We start from the raw sequence: 17,311 nt of genomic DNA on the forward strand, positions 1-17,311 counted from the left end.
ACAGCGTGCCCGCGAATGCCGGAAATCACCAGGCGTCCCCGCGCGCGTCACGGATACGGCGTGCGGCAGCCGCAAGCGTCTCCTGCGGCATCAGCAGGCTGAACCGCACGTATCCGGCGCCGGTCGGGCCGAAATCGGAGCCGGCGATCACCGCCACGCCGGCCTTGTCGATCAGCCATCGGGCGAAAGCCTGGTCGTCGCCGCCGGGAACCGGCAGCCATGCGAACAGGCCGCCGTGTGAATCAGCCAAATGCAGGCCCGCTTCGGCAAGACCATCACGCAAGGCGAGATACCGGTAGTGGTACCGGTCGGCGAGTACGCGCACCGTCGACTGGTCGCTGTTCAGGCCCGCCGCACCGGCGTCCTGCACGATCGAGGACACCAGCAAGCTGGTCTGCGCGTGCACGGATTTGACGGCCGCCATGAGCCGCGCATTGCCGGCCACAAAACCGCCACGCCACCCGGCGATCATGTACATCTTCGACAGCGAGCACAGTTCCAGCGACACGTCGAGCGCGCCCGGCGTGCCCAGCAGGCTGATCGGCGGCTGCTCGTCATAGCCGATGCCGGCATAGGCGAAATCGTTGACGATCACCACATGGTGTTCCCTGCCGATGCGCACCGCCGTCTCGAAGAGTTCCGGGGTTGCCACGGCACCGGTCGGATTGTTCGGATAGTTGAGGATCAGCAGTTTCGCCTCGTCCCAGATTTCGTCCGGCACGGCGTCGAGATCCGGCAGAAAACCGCGTTCCGGGCTTGTGGGAACCGTATAGACGCGCCCCTGCACCACGGCGGTCGAGCCTTCATATTGCGGGTAATACGGGCCGACCAGCACAACCAGATCACCAGCGTTGACCAGGGTCTGGATGACGGCGCTGATGCCGACGGACGCGCCCGCGGTCGCCAGCAGCTGGGTGGCCGGGTCGAGGGTGACGCCGAATTCCCGCTGGTACCAGCCGGCGGCCGCTTGGAGGAAGGCCGGCTTGCCGTTGAACGACGGGTATTTGAAGTCCGCGGGATCGCGGGCGGCCTGGGCGACCGCATCGATCATGAACTGCGGCGGCCGCCCGTCGGGGTTGCCTTGGCTCAGGTCGATGATGTCATGGCCTGCCGCCTGATACTTGGCGACCCGTGCATTGGCCGCAGCGAACGGGTTTGCGGGGATGGACAGCACCCGGTCGGCGATATTCGCGGTGATACCCGATGCCGTCACGGCTGTTGCCTGTGTCATGGTTCCCACTCCTCTCATGCGGCTGTCCCGGGTGACGCCCGGCCTGTGCCGCTTGCCGTCCTACTGTCTGGTATGCAATCACGATTGCCGCGCGGAAACGCCACGCGGGCTATCGCCGTTATCTATGCCGCACTATCAGATGCCGCGACCGAGGCGGGCGGCGGAGACTCGCGGGACGCACGATCGGCTGCCGATGCGGCTTACGCCCGTACCGGCAACCGGCCGGCGTGTAAGCCAATCCTCACACAACTCCGCCCGGCGGCGACGAACCAGCCGAATCCAGCCTCCCCCGCCCCCGCCGTGCGAATCAATCCTCACACAACGACCGCCGGGGCCGCCGAACCAGCCATCCCTCGCCATCAAACCGGCCGGCGTGTGAGCGGATTGTCACACCATGACCGCCGGCTGGCGTATCGCGCCCCATATGCAGTGTTGCTCCGGCCGGGAACGCTGCAGCGCCGTATGCCGGCGCATACGCAAGTCGGTACATCACACGGGGCGTCACCTCCCGGGCCGGCATCCGCCTGCGCGCGTATACCAGGACATATGCAACACCCCATACCACTCTTTCTGCCGCCGGTAATCAGTCGCGACAACCTGTCCGCGTATGTCTCGGCATACGTAATCCATCAACCATCCGCACCGCCCCGGGCCATCCTGCCAATCGCGCGGCATCATCGTTCGTTCAGGTGGTGCTCGTAGTGTTAGGAGACGACCGGATTAGAGGAGTACCTATGGCAGAGAGCACCACCACACCAGCACCCGCCGCATCGAGCACGGCCGGCACGGCAACAGCACCATACGCGCCGCCGGAGCGTCCGATCAACGTGGCGATCCTCGGCGCCGGGCGGATCGCGCAGAAAATGGCGGCCACGCTCACCCTCATGGCGCAGGACCCGACGTACCGGGCATATGCCAAACCGTACGCCGTCGCCTCCCGCGACCAGGCGCGCGCAGACGAATTCGCCCGGCAGTACGGCATTGCGGTGGCGTATGGGTCGTACGCGCAGATGCTGGACGACCCGGAAGTCGACCTTGTGTACATCGCCACCCCACATTCGCTGCACGCCGGGCAGGCGATCGCGTGCATGGAGGCCGGCAAGCATGTGCTGGTGGAGAAGGCGTTCACGGTGAACGCCGAGCAGGCGCAACGCGTGATCGACGTGTCCCGGCAGACCGGGCGGCTGTGCGCCGAGGCGATCTGGACGCGATACATGCCGTCGCGCGCGATGATTCGCCAGCTGGTTGATGACGGCACCATCGGTGACGTGTGCGCAATCAGCGCGAATCTGAGCTACCCGACCACGCACAAGCAGCGAATCGTCGACCCGAAGCTTGCGGGCGGCGCGTTGCTTGATGTCGGCGTATATCCGTTGAATTTCATTGACATGGCGATTGGCGGTGACGACGGCGGACGCGACATCGCCCGCATGGAAACCGCGATGATCCCGTACAAAACCGGCGTGGACGCGCAAAGCACGACCACACTGTTCTACGATGACGGCGTGATGGCGGTGAGCACCTGCTCGCTGCTTGCCGTATCCGACCGCGATGGGGCGATTTGGGGCACGGACGGGTACCTCATGTGCCGCAACGTGAACAATGTGGAGCGCATCGACGTGTATGACAGGGATCACGCGCTGATTCGCAGCATCCCCGTACCCGCACAGCTGACCGGCTACGAGTACGAGGTAGCCGCCTGCGCCAGTGCCATCGCCGCCGGATCGACCGAATGCCCGGACATGCCGCACGCCGACACCCTGCGGATGATGCGGCTGCTCGACCAAATCCGCGAGCGCTGGGGGCTGCGGTACCCGTGCGAGTGAGGTGGGGTGCTGAACGGAGTGGCACACGCAACGACACGCGCTCCATCTGATTGCAGGCCGTTGTATCCTGGGCCCTGACTGTGATCATCATGGGAGGAGCAGCAGCGTGGAGCACAACGAACCGTCAGCACCGCATGCGGCACCGCAATCGTCGCAACCAGAAGCATCAGGTCGTCTGATCCGGGTCGTCGGCGCGGCAATCATGCGCGATGGCGCCATCCTGTGCGCCCAACGCGGCGACGGCAGATCCTTGGCAGGATACTGGGAGTTCCCCGGCGGCAAGATCGAAGCGTACGAAACCCCTCAACAGGCGCTTGAACGTGAGATCGAGGAAGAGCTGCGCTGCGGGATCACAGTCGGGCGTAAGCTGTGCACCACGCAGTACACTTACGATTTCGGCACCATCGAGTTGACGACATTCCTGTGCCATCTTGTGCACGACGAGCCGCACCTGACTGAACATCGCGAGGTTCGCTGGCTTTCCCCTGACCATCTGCACGAGCTTGACTGGGCGCCTGCCGACAGGGAGGCCGTCGGATTGTTGGACAGCATGGCGTCGATGGCCGATACAGCCTATGATTCCCCGGAGTCACGGCGATCATGACCACCATGCCCACGCCGAACATGTCCGAACGCTTCCCGGCGGAACCCACAGACTCCAGCATTATCACCGATATCACACAAGGGCTTATCGCCGGATCGCTGCGCTCGGGATTCATCACCGCAGACACCCGCGCAGACGAACGATATGTTCCCCAGCTGATCGCCAACCAAGGCGGCAGAACTATGGAGGATGCGCTGATCCACGAGCTGGACAACAGCAACGGCTTCTCCATGTCCGTCGCTTTCGTCACGCAATCGGTGATCCAGATGCTCAAACAGCATTTCCTGAATTTCCACGATCACAATCATGCCCACGCCGGCAGTATCATCACCTCGACCTACAACTATTTCAATTCGCCGCAAGCGTTCCGTGAGCTCAACGAACTCCAGCAGACGGCAGGCATCGATGTACGCGTTTGGGAGCGTCCCGATACTGGCGGGCGACCCAACCCCGATCCGTCTCGTAACAATTACCATCCCAAAGGCTACGTGTTCCGCCATACCGTGAACGGCAAGGACGCATACACCGTGTATATCGGCAGCTCGAACCTGACCGAGAATGCCTTGAGAAACAACCGCGAGTGGAATCTTCGTGTCCCTTCCTTACAGGATGGCCGGTTCGCGCAGGAACTCCGCCAGGAAATCGAACTGCAGCGGGAACAATCCGTGCCACTTGACGACACGTGGATCGAAGCGTACGAGAAGGAATTCGAGCACAACGCCCCGCCGCTTGCGCCCTCACGCAGATCGCCAGAGCCGGATCCAACAGGCAAGTCGGTCGAACCGAACGCGATGCAGCGAGAAGCGCTGGCCAGTCTCCGCCATCTGCGAGCGCGGGGCGAAACCCGCGCGATTGTGATTTCCGCGACCGGCACCGGTAAGACCTACCTGTCAGCGTTTGACGTGAAACAATGCCATCCCAAGCGGATGCTGTACCTGGTACACCGTCAGGAAATCCTCACCAAAGCGATGGAATCATATCAGCGCGTGCTGGGTTGTCCGGATGACGAACTCGGCCTGTATACCGGCACCGACAAGGCCGGTGCTGATCGAAAGTATGTATTCTCCACCGTGCAGACCATGGCCCAGCAGTCCGTGCTTGGCACCTTCCCTTCGGATGCGTTCGACTATATCCTCATCGATGAGGCGCACCATGCCGCGGCCGACACGTACAAACGCATCATCGACCATTTCACGCCGAAATTCCTGCTCGGCATGACCGCGACCCCGGAACGCAACGACAGCGGGAATATCTTCGATCTGTTCGGCAATAACATCGCCTATGAGATCCGTCTCCAACGGGCGCTTGAAGAAGACATGCTCTGCCCATTCCACTATTACGGGGTCAGCGAGTTCATCACCGAGACCGCGGAAGGACTGCCCGACACCGGTGTGAGTATGGAACACACGAACGACAAGGATCGAGCGGCACTACGCAGGTGGGTCAACGAACTGACCGCCGATAACCGCGTCAGCTACATCATCGACAAGCTGCGTATCTACGGGCAGGCAGGCGAACCGGTCAAAGGCATCGTATTCTGCAGCCGGGTCGAGGAAGCCGAGATCCTCGCAGAGAAATTCACCCACATCATCAACGAACAGGCTGAACGCCCATACCGGACCGCATGTCTGACGGGAGCCAGCAAACCGAAAGAACGCGAGCAGGTGGAACAGGCGCTGCAAAACGGCGAGCTTGATTACATTTTCACCGTTGACCTGTTCAACGAAGGCATCGATATCCCCGCGACCAATCAGATCGTGATGCTGCGACAAACACAATCCAGCATCATATTCACCCAGCAGCTCGGCCGAGGCCTACGCAAATACCTAGGGAAATCATCAGTAGTCGTTATTGATTTCATCGGTAATTACGCCAACAACTATCTCATTCCGATCGCCCTGTACGGCAACAGCGGCGACCGCGACCGCGTACGCAAGAACCTCAACAACCAAGCGCCGGGCTTATGCTCGATCAGCTTCGACCCCATCGCCCGCAAGCGTGTGCTTGATGCGATCGACCATGCCGACCTGTCCGACATGAGAAAACTCAGCGAGCAATACCGGGAACTGCGCCGCGAACTGAACCGCATCCCGATGCTTATGGATATCACGGCACGCGACACATCACTTGTGTACACGATGGCCAGCAAATCGAAGAACTACCTGGCTTTCGTCCGTTCACGCGAACGCAGTCTCAACACCAAGAACGATGATCCAGATAAACGATTCAGGCTCGAAGCAACAACCTCAATCGAAGACGGAATGCTGACCATGCTGACCGATACACAGCTGCGCGGCTTGCGGCCACACGAGCTGGTGGCGTTGGCGGCGCTCGCCGGAATCGAAATGCCGTATGCCGTACGGGATATGGTTGGCGACCAAACCGACGTTCTCTCGCAGGCAGACGGCGTGGATGCCTTGGATACCTTGGATGCCACAACTTTGCAGCATTTAGTCACCAGTCTGTTCCCTGATTGCAACGGCGATATCGCGCAATGCGAATCGGCGTTGCGGGTACTCGACTATTCGTATTTCACCAGCGCGAACCGGGAACGTTTCGGCGGCGTGCCGATGGTTGAACTATCCGGGGATGGTGGGGCACGTTTGTCGTCCCAGCTGCGGGCATCCTTGCAAGAAAACACGACATTCCGCCAGTTCTTTACGGACACCGTGCAGGCAGGACTGGCACAATGCGTCGGACGGTATGAAGAAACCCGTGTCACCGCAAGCAAACAGGGCCTGCCACTGTCCGCCGTGTTCGACCACGGGTTCATTGTCGGGGAGAAGTATTCGCTGTTTGATGTGATGCGGATGTGCGGCTGGAGCAACGAACAGGTCCCACAGAATGTGGGCGGCTACCGTTACGACGCGAGCACTGGGACCATGCCGATTTTCATCAAGTACGAGTCAAGCCAGTATCAGGACCGGTTCATTGATGACCAGGACATCGAATGGTTCAGCAAGAACAACCGTTCCCTGCAATCGCCAGAGTTCCAATGGATTCGGAAGACCGACGGCGAACCCTGGCAGGAGTCGCACTTCGTGCCGGTGTTCATCCGCAGGAAAGTGGAGACAAAGGAGACGACGTACTACTATGTCGGCCGCGCCGCGTCAATCGAGGATTCGCACGAGGAAACCAATCGCGGTGTGAACAAGGACGGCGAAGAAATCCAGCAGCGCGTAGTGGTCTCCAGTCTGCATCTGGCCCACCCCGTGCCACCGGATCTGCTACGCCATCTCACCGGTGACTCGGAGCAGTGAGTGCTACCGGTTCGCCGCCCGAATCTTTTTCAAGCGGCGGACTGTCACTCCCCCACCGCATACGCATACGAATCCTCGAAGAACGCGCGCTCGAGCCGTGCGACTTCGGGGAATACGGCGGCTTCCGGGCCGTCGACGCTCGCATACCGGTTCACCAGCTCGATGAGATTGCCCACCCAGCGGCGGAACAGATCGCCTTCGTGCAGCTCCACCCAGCCGCGGTGCGCCGGCACCTGCTGGACGACACCTGCATCCACCGTGCGCTTGGCCCAGGCCAGGTACAGCCATTCCATCGCGCACATCAGGCACAAGAGTTGAGCGAAACTGCCGGTCGCGGCAATCTGGTCGAGATACGCGCAATATTCGCGGTTCGCCGGGGTTTGCGGCACACTCGCCTGCAGCCGCTCATCCACCCCATAAAGGAACCGCAGGAAATACGGCTTCTCCCGGTCGGCGAAGAACTCGGCCTGCCGGTTGAGCATGTCACGAATCTCCTGCGTCGGCGCCTGCGCGGTCAGACGTTCCAGCGTCGGCTGCATGAAGAACGTGAAATCCTGGACCAGATAGCTGATTAGCACACTGTCAGGCAGGGTGTCGTCCAGTAGTTCGTTGACGAACCGCGAATTGATCGCCGCCTGCCAATCCTCCGCGGCAGCCATGTAGAACGCGTCGGCCACACTGCCGGGCGTCGCCCCGAGAAACGCGTAATCGCCGCTTTTGCTTGCCGGCGCGAGCGGGACGTGCTTGGTCGCCGGTTTACGAGATGCGGCCTGCCCCACGGATTGCGCGGACGTGCCGGACTCGCCGGTTGGAGAAATGTTAGGTGCGGCCACCGCTTGAGAACCATGATTTGATTGAGCAGATGATGATGCCGTCATGGCAGTTCCTTTCCTTCGCCGGTATTGCCCGGACAGGTTCACAGGGTCAGCGCCTTGCGCGCACTCTCAGCCGCGGACCCGCCGCAGCTCCCCTAGGTTGCCCAGCCACCCTACCTCAGCCACCCGGACATGCGCCGGAAGCAGCGCTTTCCGCCGCCGCCACACGCAGCATCATCGCGCACATACCACATCACATTCCGGATGGCAGCGAATTGAGCCAATCCAGCGCATTCACTATCTCAATCCCGTCAACTGTTTCCAGCCCCACATGATCCAGCGTAATCACCATCCGCCGCGCAGACACGTCCTGCACGGCATGCAAAGGTTCAAGCCCCCGTTTCCGTGTCGAAGCATCAAGCATGCTGGCCGTCACCTGAATCATGATCGGACGAGCTCCAAGCGCGCCGTATCCGGAACCGGGGTGTGAATCATCCTGCCCCCGCGAAGAGCCATCGCCGGTGGCGTCAGAATTCCCAGACGCATCATCACGCCATGCGACAAAGTCGATTTCCAATCGGTCGGCCCGCCCGACACGCACATGATACCCGGCAGCCAACAGCTCGTTGCACACCACGTTCTCAAGCACAAAGCCAAAATCGTACGGCTTGCTCCCAAGCAGCACGCCACCGATGCCCGTATCGGACGGGTAGCATTTCGACAAGCCTTGCAAAATCCTTCCCCCATGTGCATCAACCCGTGGAATCCGGTTCAACAGATAGGCTTCCTCCATGCCTTTGATATACCGTTCAATGGTGACCGCCGTCGTTTTCCTGTGCGCCGAGGCGAGACGCCTCTCAATTTTCGCAACCGACACCGGCGATCCAGCAGTATCGAAGACATACCGTGCCACATCATCGAACACCGCGGAATTGCGAATCTCCATATGAGACGCCACATCGCGCACGACAACCGTGTTGTAGATACCGGCAAGCACCGTACGGGCCAAGGCGGGATTATCACCCTGGTCAACCACGGGCGGCAGTGCGCCGAATCTGCAGAATCGTTCAAAGCTGGCGTCTGAAGATCCGAGTTCCGCGTATTCAAGGAATTCACGGTACGACAGGGGGAATACCCTGATCTCCATGAATCTGCCTGACAATAACGTCGACAGTTCGCTGGACAGCATATGTGCATTCGACCCTGTAATGACGAGATCGATGTCCAAATCGACCCTCATGGCGTTCACCGCTTTTTGCCATTGCCCAATCAGCTGCACTTCATCAAGGAATACATAGCAGTGCCCTTTATCGCGGACAGCATGCTCGACCTCGTGATATAACTGGCGGAAATCATAATCGACGAATTCGAATGATTCGAGATTCAGAAATACGATGCGATCCGCGGGCACACCCTGGGCGAGCAAATCATCGCGGCCGAGCGCCATAAGCGATGACTTGCCGCTCCGGCGCATGCCCGTCACGACTTTGATCAAACCGTTGTCGCGCGCCTCGGCCAGCATCCGCTGATATCTCGGACGAGGCTTCAATGATGACTGGAACATCAACGATCTCACCATCCTTCCAGACCACGGCATAGACGCTTGATACTGTCCATTGACAGAGCTTCGGCAGGGCACACATCTGCGACTGCAACTTTCTATAGTATACTATAGAAAGTTGTTTCTCCGACGTACCACCACACTACATTCCCATCACACCACCGAGGACACCATGACCGATACCGCTTCCGAACTTCCGCAGCACACGCCAGCCTCGCCGTCAACGCCGGCACAAACGCCAACTCAAGCGCCGGCACCCACAGCAGCCGCAGTCGCAAGGGTTTCACTGCCGCCTTCCGGTTCTCTACGCCGCGCGCCGCATGTGCACGCTTCCACGACCCCCGGAGCACACCGTCCAATGCGTCGCGCCGACCGCGAAGTCCGTTCCCCGCAGCAGATCAAGGATATCCTCGACTCGTGCGAAGTCGTGCGCGTCTCCTACCTAGACGCCGAAGGATTGACCATCGTGCCGATGAATTTCGGATATCAATTCACTCTGGAGCGATTCCCCCAACCCGAAAACGACCTTCCGGTCAGCCTGTCGGCGAACGGGACACCACTGCCGCCGGATTTCGGCGAGCTGCGGATTTTCCTGCATTCGGCGCATGAGGGACGCAAAATCGACGCGATTCGCACTGCGGGCAACGCACTTCCGGTCGCCTTTGAGCTTGACTGCAATCATCAGGTGCACGAAGGCCGCACACCCTGCAACTGGTCGGCGTCCTTCCGCTCGATCGTCGGCACGGGCACGGCATCGGTGGTCACAGATCTTGACGAGAAAATCGCCGCCATGCAAGCCCTGATGAGCAAGCAGGCCGGCATGGATCACGTGCAGTTCACCGCGCAGCAGATGGCAAGCGTCACGGTCTGGAAAATCGTGTCCACTAGTTTTACCGGCAAGATCCACACCGTTCCACGCCCGCACGGCGGCAAGTGACGTTCCTTACGTTCCGGCTGCCGCGAGCAGATTAGTATATCGTAAACCAGTAATTTTACGTTATACGTATTTGACTTGCTGGGATGCGCGGTTGGGTTGAAGACGGCCACGCTGTAGATGACCGCGTTATCGACAGTATCTGCAGATCTACCGGAAAATTGCCTACTCACAGCTTTCAAGTGAGGGGGAATTAGCCGATGGACAACCATGGCAGATCCAAAGGAACTGGGAAGGCAAAGGACTCTTCCGGGACTTTTGCCAGACTCTTTCGCTACTTAAAGCCTAATTACTGATCCCTGCTCGCTGTAATCATATTCGCGATTACTTCGACCGTCTTCTCCATTATTGGACCAAAATTTCATCCAAGGCAACCGACAAGCTGATCACAGGGATTCGCGCCAAGATCTAGAATACCGGTGAATTGATTTTATTTACATCAACAACATTATCCCGTTGCGCCTGGCCTTTATCACCTGTCCATGATTTTCAACCATGCACAAAGACGGATTACTTCAGATATTTCCCAGAAGGTTGCCTTTTCGATAAGAAAAGATATCGCGGAAAAAATCGACCGCCTGGCGCTCAGTTTTTCAAGCACACCAGCGGTCGATTGTTTCAGCGGTTATATCTTGGTAGCTCATACCTGTCTTTTACGCCTTGACACTCTTAAAGGCAAAGAAGTGGCCTTCTGGGTCCGCAAAGTTGCAAGTTTCGGCACTGCCCATATCAACGACTTCGCCAACAGTGACGCCCTTGTCAAGCAACTTTTGGAGGGTTTCCTTCACGTCTTCGCAGCTGAAAAGCAGTGACGGGGTAGCCAGGTCAAGTTCTGGCGAGTACTCGGCGATCACCTCACGATCAAACAGTCGCAGGCTGTATTCCGCGTTTTCGCAAGCTACCAGCAAGTAGGTCTTGCTTTGGTCGGGGCCTTCGCCTTCTTCTTTCACGATAAAGCCAACTTGTTCACTCCAGAACTTGGCACATTTTTCTGGATCATGTACATAAAGCATGATTTCAACTTGGTGAAACATATTTGCAAACCCTCGATTTTGAGCTATTTCTTTTACTGGATATTTATCAAATGGCGACAACTACAACGGGTTTAAGAATTAGCGGAAAAATTCTCGTTTTCAAAGTGCATGTGAAGGACCTTTCTGGGGGCTGGCTATTATTCCTTTCAACTCACAACCCTAGCCGAGGTGCTGCACATGCACGTTGAAAACGGGGAGCGACAACACGCTTTCACCACTGGTCAAGCACCGGCCAATCGCGCCAAGCAAACCGCAGATGCACGCATATCCGCCGCACACCGGAACGTAAGCCACCCAGGAACCCGCAAATACGCTCGCAACAGGCGGTACCGGCCCGCAACAAGCCGCGCACACAACCAGCGCGGCGATTCACCCGAGCAGCGCGAGCAGGTCGTCCTTGGTAAGTCGGCTGATGGCGCTGCCGCCGGTCGTCGAAGCGTCATCCACGAACTTCGCCGCAAGATCGGACTTCGTACGCTGCAGGTTGATGATGCGCTCCTCAATCGTGTCCTTCGCCACAATCTGGTACACGTTCACATCCTGCGTCTGCCCGATGCGATGCGCACGGTCGGTCGCCTGGTTCTGCGCCGCGGCATTCCACCACGGGTCGGCATGCACAACCACGCAGGCACCGGTCAGGTTAAGGCCTGTATTGCCGGCCTTGAGCGAAATGAGGAACACCGGGGTGTCGTCCTTGTTGAACTGGTTGACCAGCTCAAGCCGCTTCTTCTTCGGGGTTCCGCCGGTGATCACGTCATAGTCGATGCCGTTCTTGTGCAACCGCTTGCCGATCAGATGCAGATAACTGGTGAACTGCGAGAAAATCAGCATCTTGCGGCCCGCATCGCGGCAGGATTCCACCAGCTCCTCGATGGCATCAAGCTTGGCGGATTTCTTCCCGGCGTTCTCGTACACCAACCGCGGATCGCAGCAAATCTGCCGCAACCTGGTCAGCTGGGCGAGCACCTTGATCTTCTCGGCGCCGGAATCGAAGTTCGTATCCCTGTTGATGGAAGCACGCAACCGCTGCTCGAGCGCCGCATACAGTTTGCGCTGCTCGCCCTCCAGCTGGACGGTGATGACGTTCTCGATCTTGTCGGGCAGGTCGCCGAGTACGTCCTTCTTGAGACGGCGCAGAATGAACGGACCGACAAACACCTGCAATCTGCGCTGCGCGATGGCGTCACCGCTGAGAATCGGCATTTCGAACCGACCGCGGAAATGCTTATAGCTGCCGAGCATCCCGGGCATGAGGAAATCAAAAATGCTCCACAATTCGGACAATCGGTTCTCAATCGGCGTGCCGGTGAGCGCGAACCGATGCTTGGCCTGGATCGAACGCACCGCCTGCGAGGATTTCGTCGCGTGGTTCTTCACATATTGCGCCTCGTCCAACGCCATGCACGTGAAGTTGATATCACGATAATCATCGATATCGCGGCGCAACAAATCATACGAAGTGACAAGCAGATCATAATCGCGCGCACTGGCAAGAATCGCCCGACGCTCGTCCTTGCTTCCCGCGAGCGCGGCGACGTGCAGTTCCGGCGTGAATTTCTCCGCCTCAGCGACCCAGTTATAGACCAGGGAGGCTGGGCAGACAATCAGGTTCGGCCCGTTCTTACGCGATTCGTCCAGCCGGCTGAGCAGCATGGCGAGCATCTGCACGGTTTTACCCAGACCCATCTCGTCGGCGAGAATGCCGCCGAAGCCCTTGTCGCACACCGCGTTCAGCCAGCGGAACCCTTCCGCCTGATACGGGCGGAGCACGGATCTGAGGCTGTCGGGCACTCGGTAACGGCCCGAATCGATGACCTTGAGATTCTCGACATACCGGTAGAACCCGTCGTCCTTGTCCTCATCGTCAACCTGCCCGTCCAGGTAGAACGCCTGGAATGCCGGCACATCGACGGCACCGTCGTCGAACGCGTCCTTGCCGATGCCCAGGTCGCCGGCAATCGTGTCGATCCTGCTGGTGTCCATGGCGGCGAGATCGACGAATCGTCCGTCACGCAGACGATGGAACCGTTTGCGCTGGTGGTAGCTTTGCAGCAGCAACGGTACCTCGCTCGGGTCGACTTCGTCGGCGATCGGCGAGATTTCCACCAGGTCCGACCGCATGGATAGGCCGATTTTGATGGTCGGCGACGGCATGGAGGTCAGCCCGTCGAACGCGGGGGTGGAGAACACGGCGCCCAGGCCGCGCAGCACCGGCAATCCTTCGGTCAGCAGACGGTAAATCGCCTTGTCATCGTCTTCGGACAGCCGGGCGATCGGGCCATCGGGCCGCGGGAAGTAATGCAGGAGCGCCTCGACGGCGAGCCGCTCGGTCGCCGTATCCCGCACCACGCCGTCATGCAGACCGTTGCCGTTGAAGATGTGGAAACGTTTGCTGCCGTATCGTGCTTGCGCATCGCAGGTGATGCCGTCACGGTCGCGGTCGAAATACAGTTCGATTCTGCATGGCTGCTGCACTGTTGCCAGCAGTTTCGCGGGGATATCGGCGATCAGGCCGCGTAATGGTTCGTGCCCGTCTTGTTCCGCCGGTCCGGCGGTCCCGTCCGGCACCGCACCGGCAGCACCGTCAACGGCATCGCCTGATTCCTGGACCGGTACCCCGTCGATTGCGCCAACCGTCAATTGCGGCAGCACCGTGCGGCTGAACATGCCCAGGTCACGCGGACTCACATACTGTTCGGTTTCACGGTCCTCCCCACACAAGGCGAGCGCAAGCTGCTTCTGTTTGGCCAGTTCGCGTGAACAGCGGAAGATCAGGGACAGGCCGGCCGTGTCGCCGGACATCCAGTCCCGGTCCGATGCCACGGCGGAGCCGACGACCGCGTATGGGCGAGGACGCCCGTCGATGATGGCCAGGACGCGAGCCGCGTGCATGATGGTGTACCCGCCATCCGGCTCGGGGTTGATGCGCAGCCCGAAGTCGGGGTCCCCGTCCACCACGCGCATGTCGCGCGCGTTGACGAATGCCTGGCTGTACCCTGCGAATCCCACGGTCTCCTTGCCGCCGACGAACAGGTCAAGCAGCTCGGCCATCTCGTCATCGGCGAGGAGATACCCGTCCCCCGGCGTCTGGCGGATGGACGACGGGTACATGGCGTCGCCCAGGCTTTGCCTGACCTGTTCGGCACGGTCGAGGATGTCAAGCATCTTGCGCGATTGCTCGTCGAACGTGTCGCGGGTATGGACGAACGCGAGTTTCTGCCCGTATTGGAAGTATTCCTGGTCGCGTACGACGCGAAGCAAGCCGGGTATGCTTTTGACCACGTAACTGAGTTTGAGTGACGGGACCGCGATTTTCAGGCGGATCGTACACCCGGAGGACAGGTTTTTCGCGAACGCGAGCTCCAGATGCACGCTGCCGATCGGCAGGTGGCGGCTGCCTTGGACGGCGGTCGGCACCCCGCCGTTGCGTTCCGCAGCGCTGACCTGCTTGAGCAGGTCGAGCTGTCTGCTTTTCGCCTGGTCGGTCCGGCGTTGTTCCTCGTCGAACATGAACCGTTCCAGCATCGGTGACGTGCCGCGCCGGCGGCGTACCCCCTGCGCCCCCTCTTCACCGTGCACGGCGAAGGAAGACGGGTCTTCGTTGTAGGCGATGATGAGCGCGAGCACGTGTTTGCACATGCCGCCGAACCGGCTGAACGCCGGGCATGTGCATGAGGAATCGGTAAAATCGGAACGGTTTTCGTCGATATGGGTGCTGACGTCATAATCGCTCAGGAAGTTCTCTGTGCTGTGGACGGTGGCGTGGAGCGTTTCGCCGTCATCCGTGTATGTGCAGGTGAAATCGCGCATCCGGTTGCTGGACAGCACGTCGAACGCACGGAAATACGCGGCGCCGCCCCGACGCTTCAACCTGCTTTCGGGTATGACCTCGTTGCGTGCACCGTACGACGCCCCGGAATCCTCCTCATAGTCCCGGTAGCCGTGGTACCCGCCATTGCCTCGCCCCCCATATACCGACGCATGCCAGTCCATAACCACCATCCTTCGTCAAGCGCTCATTCCATCGTAACGCAGGACGGGCGGGAACACGATTACGCGTTCCCGCCCGTCCTACAACTCAGTGGCGCTTCTTGCCGCCGGCATGCTTGTGGCCTGATTTCGCCTTCTTGCCGGCTTTGGTTTTCTTCGAAGCCTTGGACTTCCTGCCGGAGGTGGTGACGAACCGGACCTCGTCGTGACGATGATGCCCGCCCTTCTTGAATCCGTTCGCACGGTGGCCGAACTCGCGTTCGCGACGCTGCTTGCGGTTGCGCGGCCCCTCGTCATACGAGGAGATGCGGCGGCCGGCATGGCGTTGCGGCATGTCGTCCCCGTAGGCTTCGCGGTCGAATCGCGACTGACGGTCGGTGCGACCGGAACCGCCGGCACGGTCAAAGCGGTCAGCACGGTCGAAACGGTCGGCATGGTCAACACGCTTCTTGCCGTGCTTGTCGCCCTTGGCGTCCTTGTGGCCGTGATGCTTGACATCCCTGAAATCGTTGGATTCCTTGGCATCGTGGGATGCGGCGAAGTCCGCGGATTGCGGCTGATCGAAACGGTCGAACGCTTCACGGGAGGCATCGGCCTTGCCGCCTTCGCGGCCGCGACGGCCGGCATGGTCGCGACGGCCCTTGCGGTCCTTGCGGTCCTTATTGTCTTTGCGCTTGCGGCCGCCGTCCTTCTTCTTGCCGTGCTTGTCGCCGAAATCGACCTGGCCCAGGCTCCAGCCCTCCACGGCGGGCGCAACGTCGCCCACCAGCTCAAGCAATTCCGGAGAGTCCGGGGTGACTTCCACCGGCTTGGCGTCGATGCCCGCATTGCGGAACAGGCGGTGCGAGGAACGGCGCTGGTTCGGCAGCACGAGCGTGACCACGTCACCATGCTCGCCGGCGCGTGCGGTACGGCCGGAACGGTGGAGGAACGACTTCGGGTCGGCCGGCGGTTCCGTCTGGATCACCAGGGCGACATCGCTGACGTCGATGCCTCGCGCGGCGACATCCGTGGCGACCAGGACACGCACAAAACCACGCTCGAACGCGGCGAGATGATGGTCGCGCTGCTTCTGCGACAGGTTGCCCTGCAGATCGACCGCAGGAATGCCGTGCTTGACGAGCTTTTCGGCGAGTTCCTTGGCCTGGTACTTGGTGCGGGTGAAGATGATGCGCTTGTCCTTGCCGCTGGCGAGCGCGCGGATCACCTCAGGCTTGTCGTCCCTGGTGACCTTGAACACATGCTGGGTGAGGGTGTCGACCTGGGCGTCGGCGGCGTCGACCGCATGGACCTTCGGCTCGTGCAGGAATTCGTCGACAAGCTTGTCGACACCATGGTCGAGGGTCGCGGAGAACAGCATGCGCTGTCCGTCCGGGGCGACCTGCGCGAGCAGTTTCTCGACCGAGGGCAGGAAGCCCATATCGGCCATCTCGTCGGCTTCGTCAAGCACCGCGACACGCACGGATTCAAGGCTGAGCAGCTTCTGGTTGAGCAGGTCCTCGAGACGCCCCGGGCAGGCGACCACGATTTGGGCGCCGCGACGCAGGCCATCGACCTGACGGCCCTGGCGCACGCCGCCGTAGATGGTAACGGTGCGCATGCCGTACACTTCGGCGAGCGGCCTGATGACCTCGTCGATCTGATTGACCAGCTCGCGGGTGGGGGCGAGGACCAGCGCGCGTGGATGCGGCAGCATGGCCTTCTTGCGCGCGTCCTTGTCGTCACTGTTCTTGATGGCGTTGAAATCGCGGATCGTGGCATCGGTGTCGCTGGATTGTGCGAGCCGGGCGATCAGCGGAATGGAGAATGCGAGGGTCTTGCCGGAACCGGTCTGGCCTCGGCCGAGGATGTCGCGCCCGGCGAGGGAATCGGGCAGCGTGTCCGCCTGGATGGGGAACGCCGTGGTTTTGCCGTCGCGTTCCAGCGCATCGACCAGTTCGCGCGGCACGCCCAGTTCGGCGAAGGTGCGCGGCGGCTCGTCGCGGTGTGCGGCGGAATCGGCAGCCGCTGCCTCGGCTGCGGCCACGTACTTGCTCTCGTGAAGCTCTTCCTCGAT

10 protein-coding genes and 1 riboswitch are annotated in these 17,311 nt (G+C 60.4%); of the genes, 4 read left to right on the forward strand and 6 right to left on the reverse strand.

The genetic code is table 11. The annotated features are described in order from the left end of the window. Positions 1-25: 25 nt before the first annotated feature. Positions 26-1,231, reverse strand: coding sequence for a pyridoxal phosphate-dependent aminotransferase (locus WD012_RS01000; protein ID WP_339561946.1), 1,206 nt, complete (start codon positions 1,229-1,231; stop codon positions 26-28). A gap of 734 nt (positions 1,232-1,965) precedes the next feature. Here WD012_RS01000 and WD012_RS01005 point away from each other — a divergent pair. The 3 genes from WD012_RS01005 (at position 1,966) to WD012_RS01015 (ending at position 6,921) form a co-directional block, all read left to right on the forward strand. Continuing rightward, positions 1,966-3,057 carry a Gfo/Idh/MocA family protein gene (locus WD012_RS01005; protein ID WP_339561947.1) on the forward strand — a complete coding sequence of 364 codons (1,092 nt, stop codon included), beginning with the start codon at positions 1,966-1,968 and terminating at the stop codon, positions 3,055-3,057. A gap of 175 nt (positions 3,058-3,232) precedes the next feature. Beyond that, positions 3,233-3,661 carry a (deoxy)nucleoside triphosphate pyrophosphohydrolase gene (locus WD012_RS01010; protein ID WP_339562095.1) on the forward strand — a complete coding sequence of 143 codons (429 nt, stop codon included), beginning with the start codon at positions 3,233-3,235 and terminating at the stop codon, positions 3,659-3,661. Next, complete coding sequence (locus WD012_RS01015) at positions 3,658-6,921, forward strand: DEAD/DEAH box helicase (RefSeq protein ID WP_339561948.1); 3,264 nt, start codon at positions 3,658-3,660, stop codon at positions 6,919-6,921. The genes WD012_RS01010 and WD012_RS01015 overlap by 4 nt, the downstream gene beginning before the upstream one ends. Before the next feature lie 44 nt (positions 6,922-6,965). Here the strand turns inward: WD012_RS01015 and WD012_RS01020 are convergent, their stop codons facing one another. Then, on the reverse strand, positions 6,966-7,754 hold the full coding sequence (locus WD012_RS01020; RefSeq protein WP_339561949.1) for a TenA family protein: 789 nt from the start codon (positions 7,752-7,754) through the stop codon (positions 6,966-6,968). Positions 7,755-7,792: 38 nt separating this feature from the next. Next, a riboswitch (TPP riboswitch) is annotated at positions 7,793-7,903 on the reverse strand. A gap of 86 nt (positions 7,904-7,989) precedes the next feature. Further along, positions 7,990-9,300, reverse strand: coding sequence for an ATP-binding protein (locus WD012_RS01025; RefSeq protein WP_339561950.1), 1,311 nt, complete (start codon positions 9,298-9,300; stop codon positions 7,990-7,992). Between the two features lie 355 nt (positions 9,301-9,655). Between WD012_RS01025 and WD012_RS01030 the strand changes: the two genes are divergently transcribed. Next, a complete protein-coding gene (locus WD012_RS01030; RefSeq protein ID WP_339561951.1) occupies positions 9,656-10,234 on the forward strand; it encodes a pyridoxamine 5'-phosphate oxidase family protein in 579 nt (192 codons plus the stop codon). 650 nt (positions 10,235-10,884) lie between these two features. Here WD012_RS01030 and WD012_RS01035 read toward each other — a convergent pair. The 3 genes from WD012_RS01035 to WD012_RS01045 form a co-directional block, all read right to left on the reverse strand. Then, entirely contained in the window at positions 10,885-11,244 is a 360-nt protein-coding gene (locus WD012_RS01035; RefSeq protein WP_339561952.1) for a VOC family protein, read from the reverse strand. Between the two features lie 390 nt (positions 11,245-11,634). Beyond that, on the reverse strand, positions 11,635-15,258 hold the full coding sequence (locus WD012_RS01040; protein WP_339561953.1) for an SNF2-related protein: 3,624 nt from the start codon (positions 15,256-15,258) through the stop codon (positions 11,635-11,637). Positions 15,259-15,343: 85 nt separating this feature from the next. Then, positions 15,344-17,281 (reverse strand): DEAD/DEAH box helicase, encoded by a 1,938-nt coding sequence (locus WD012_RS01045; RefSeq protein ID WP_339562096.1) that lies wholly within the window; start codon positions 17,279-17,281, stop codon positions 15,344-15,346. Positions 17,282-17,311 lie beyond the last annotated feature (30 nt).

Source organism: Bifidobacterium thermophilum, assembly GCF_037482445.1.
GTDB classification, from domain to species: domain Bacteria; phylum Actinomycetota; class Actinomycetes; order Actinomycetales; family Bifidobacteriaceae; genus Bifidobacterium; species Bifidobacterium thermophilum_B.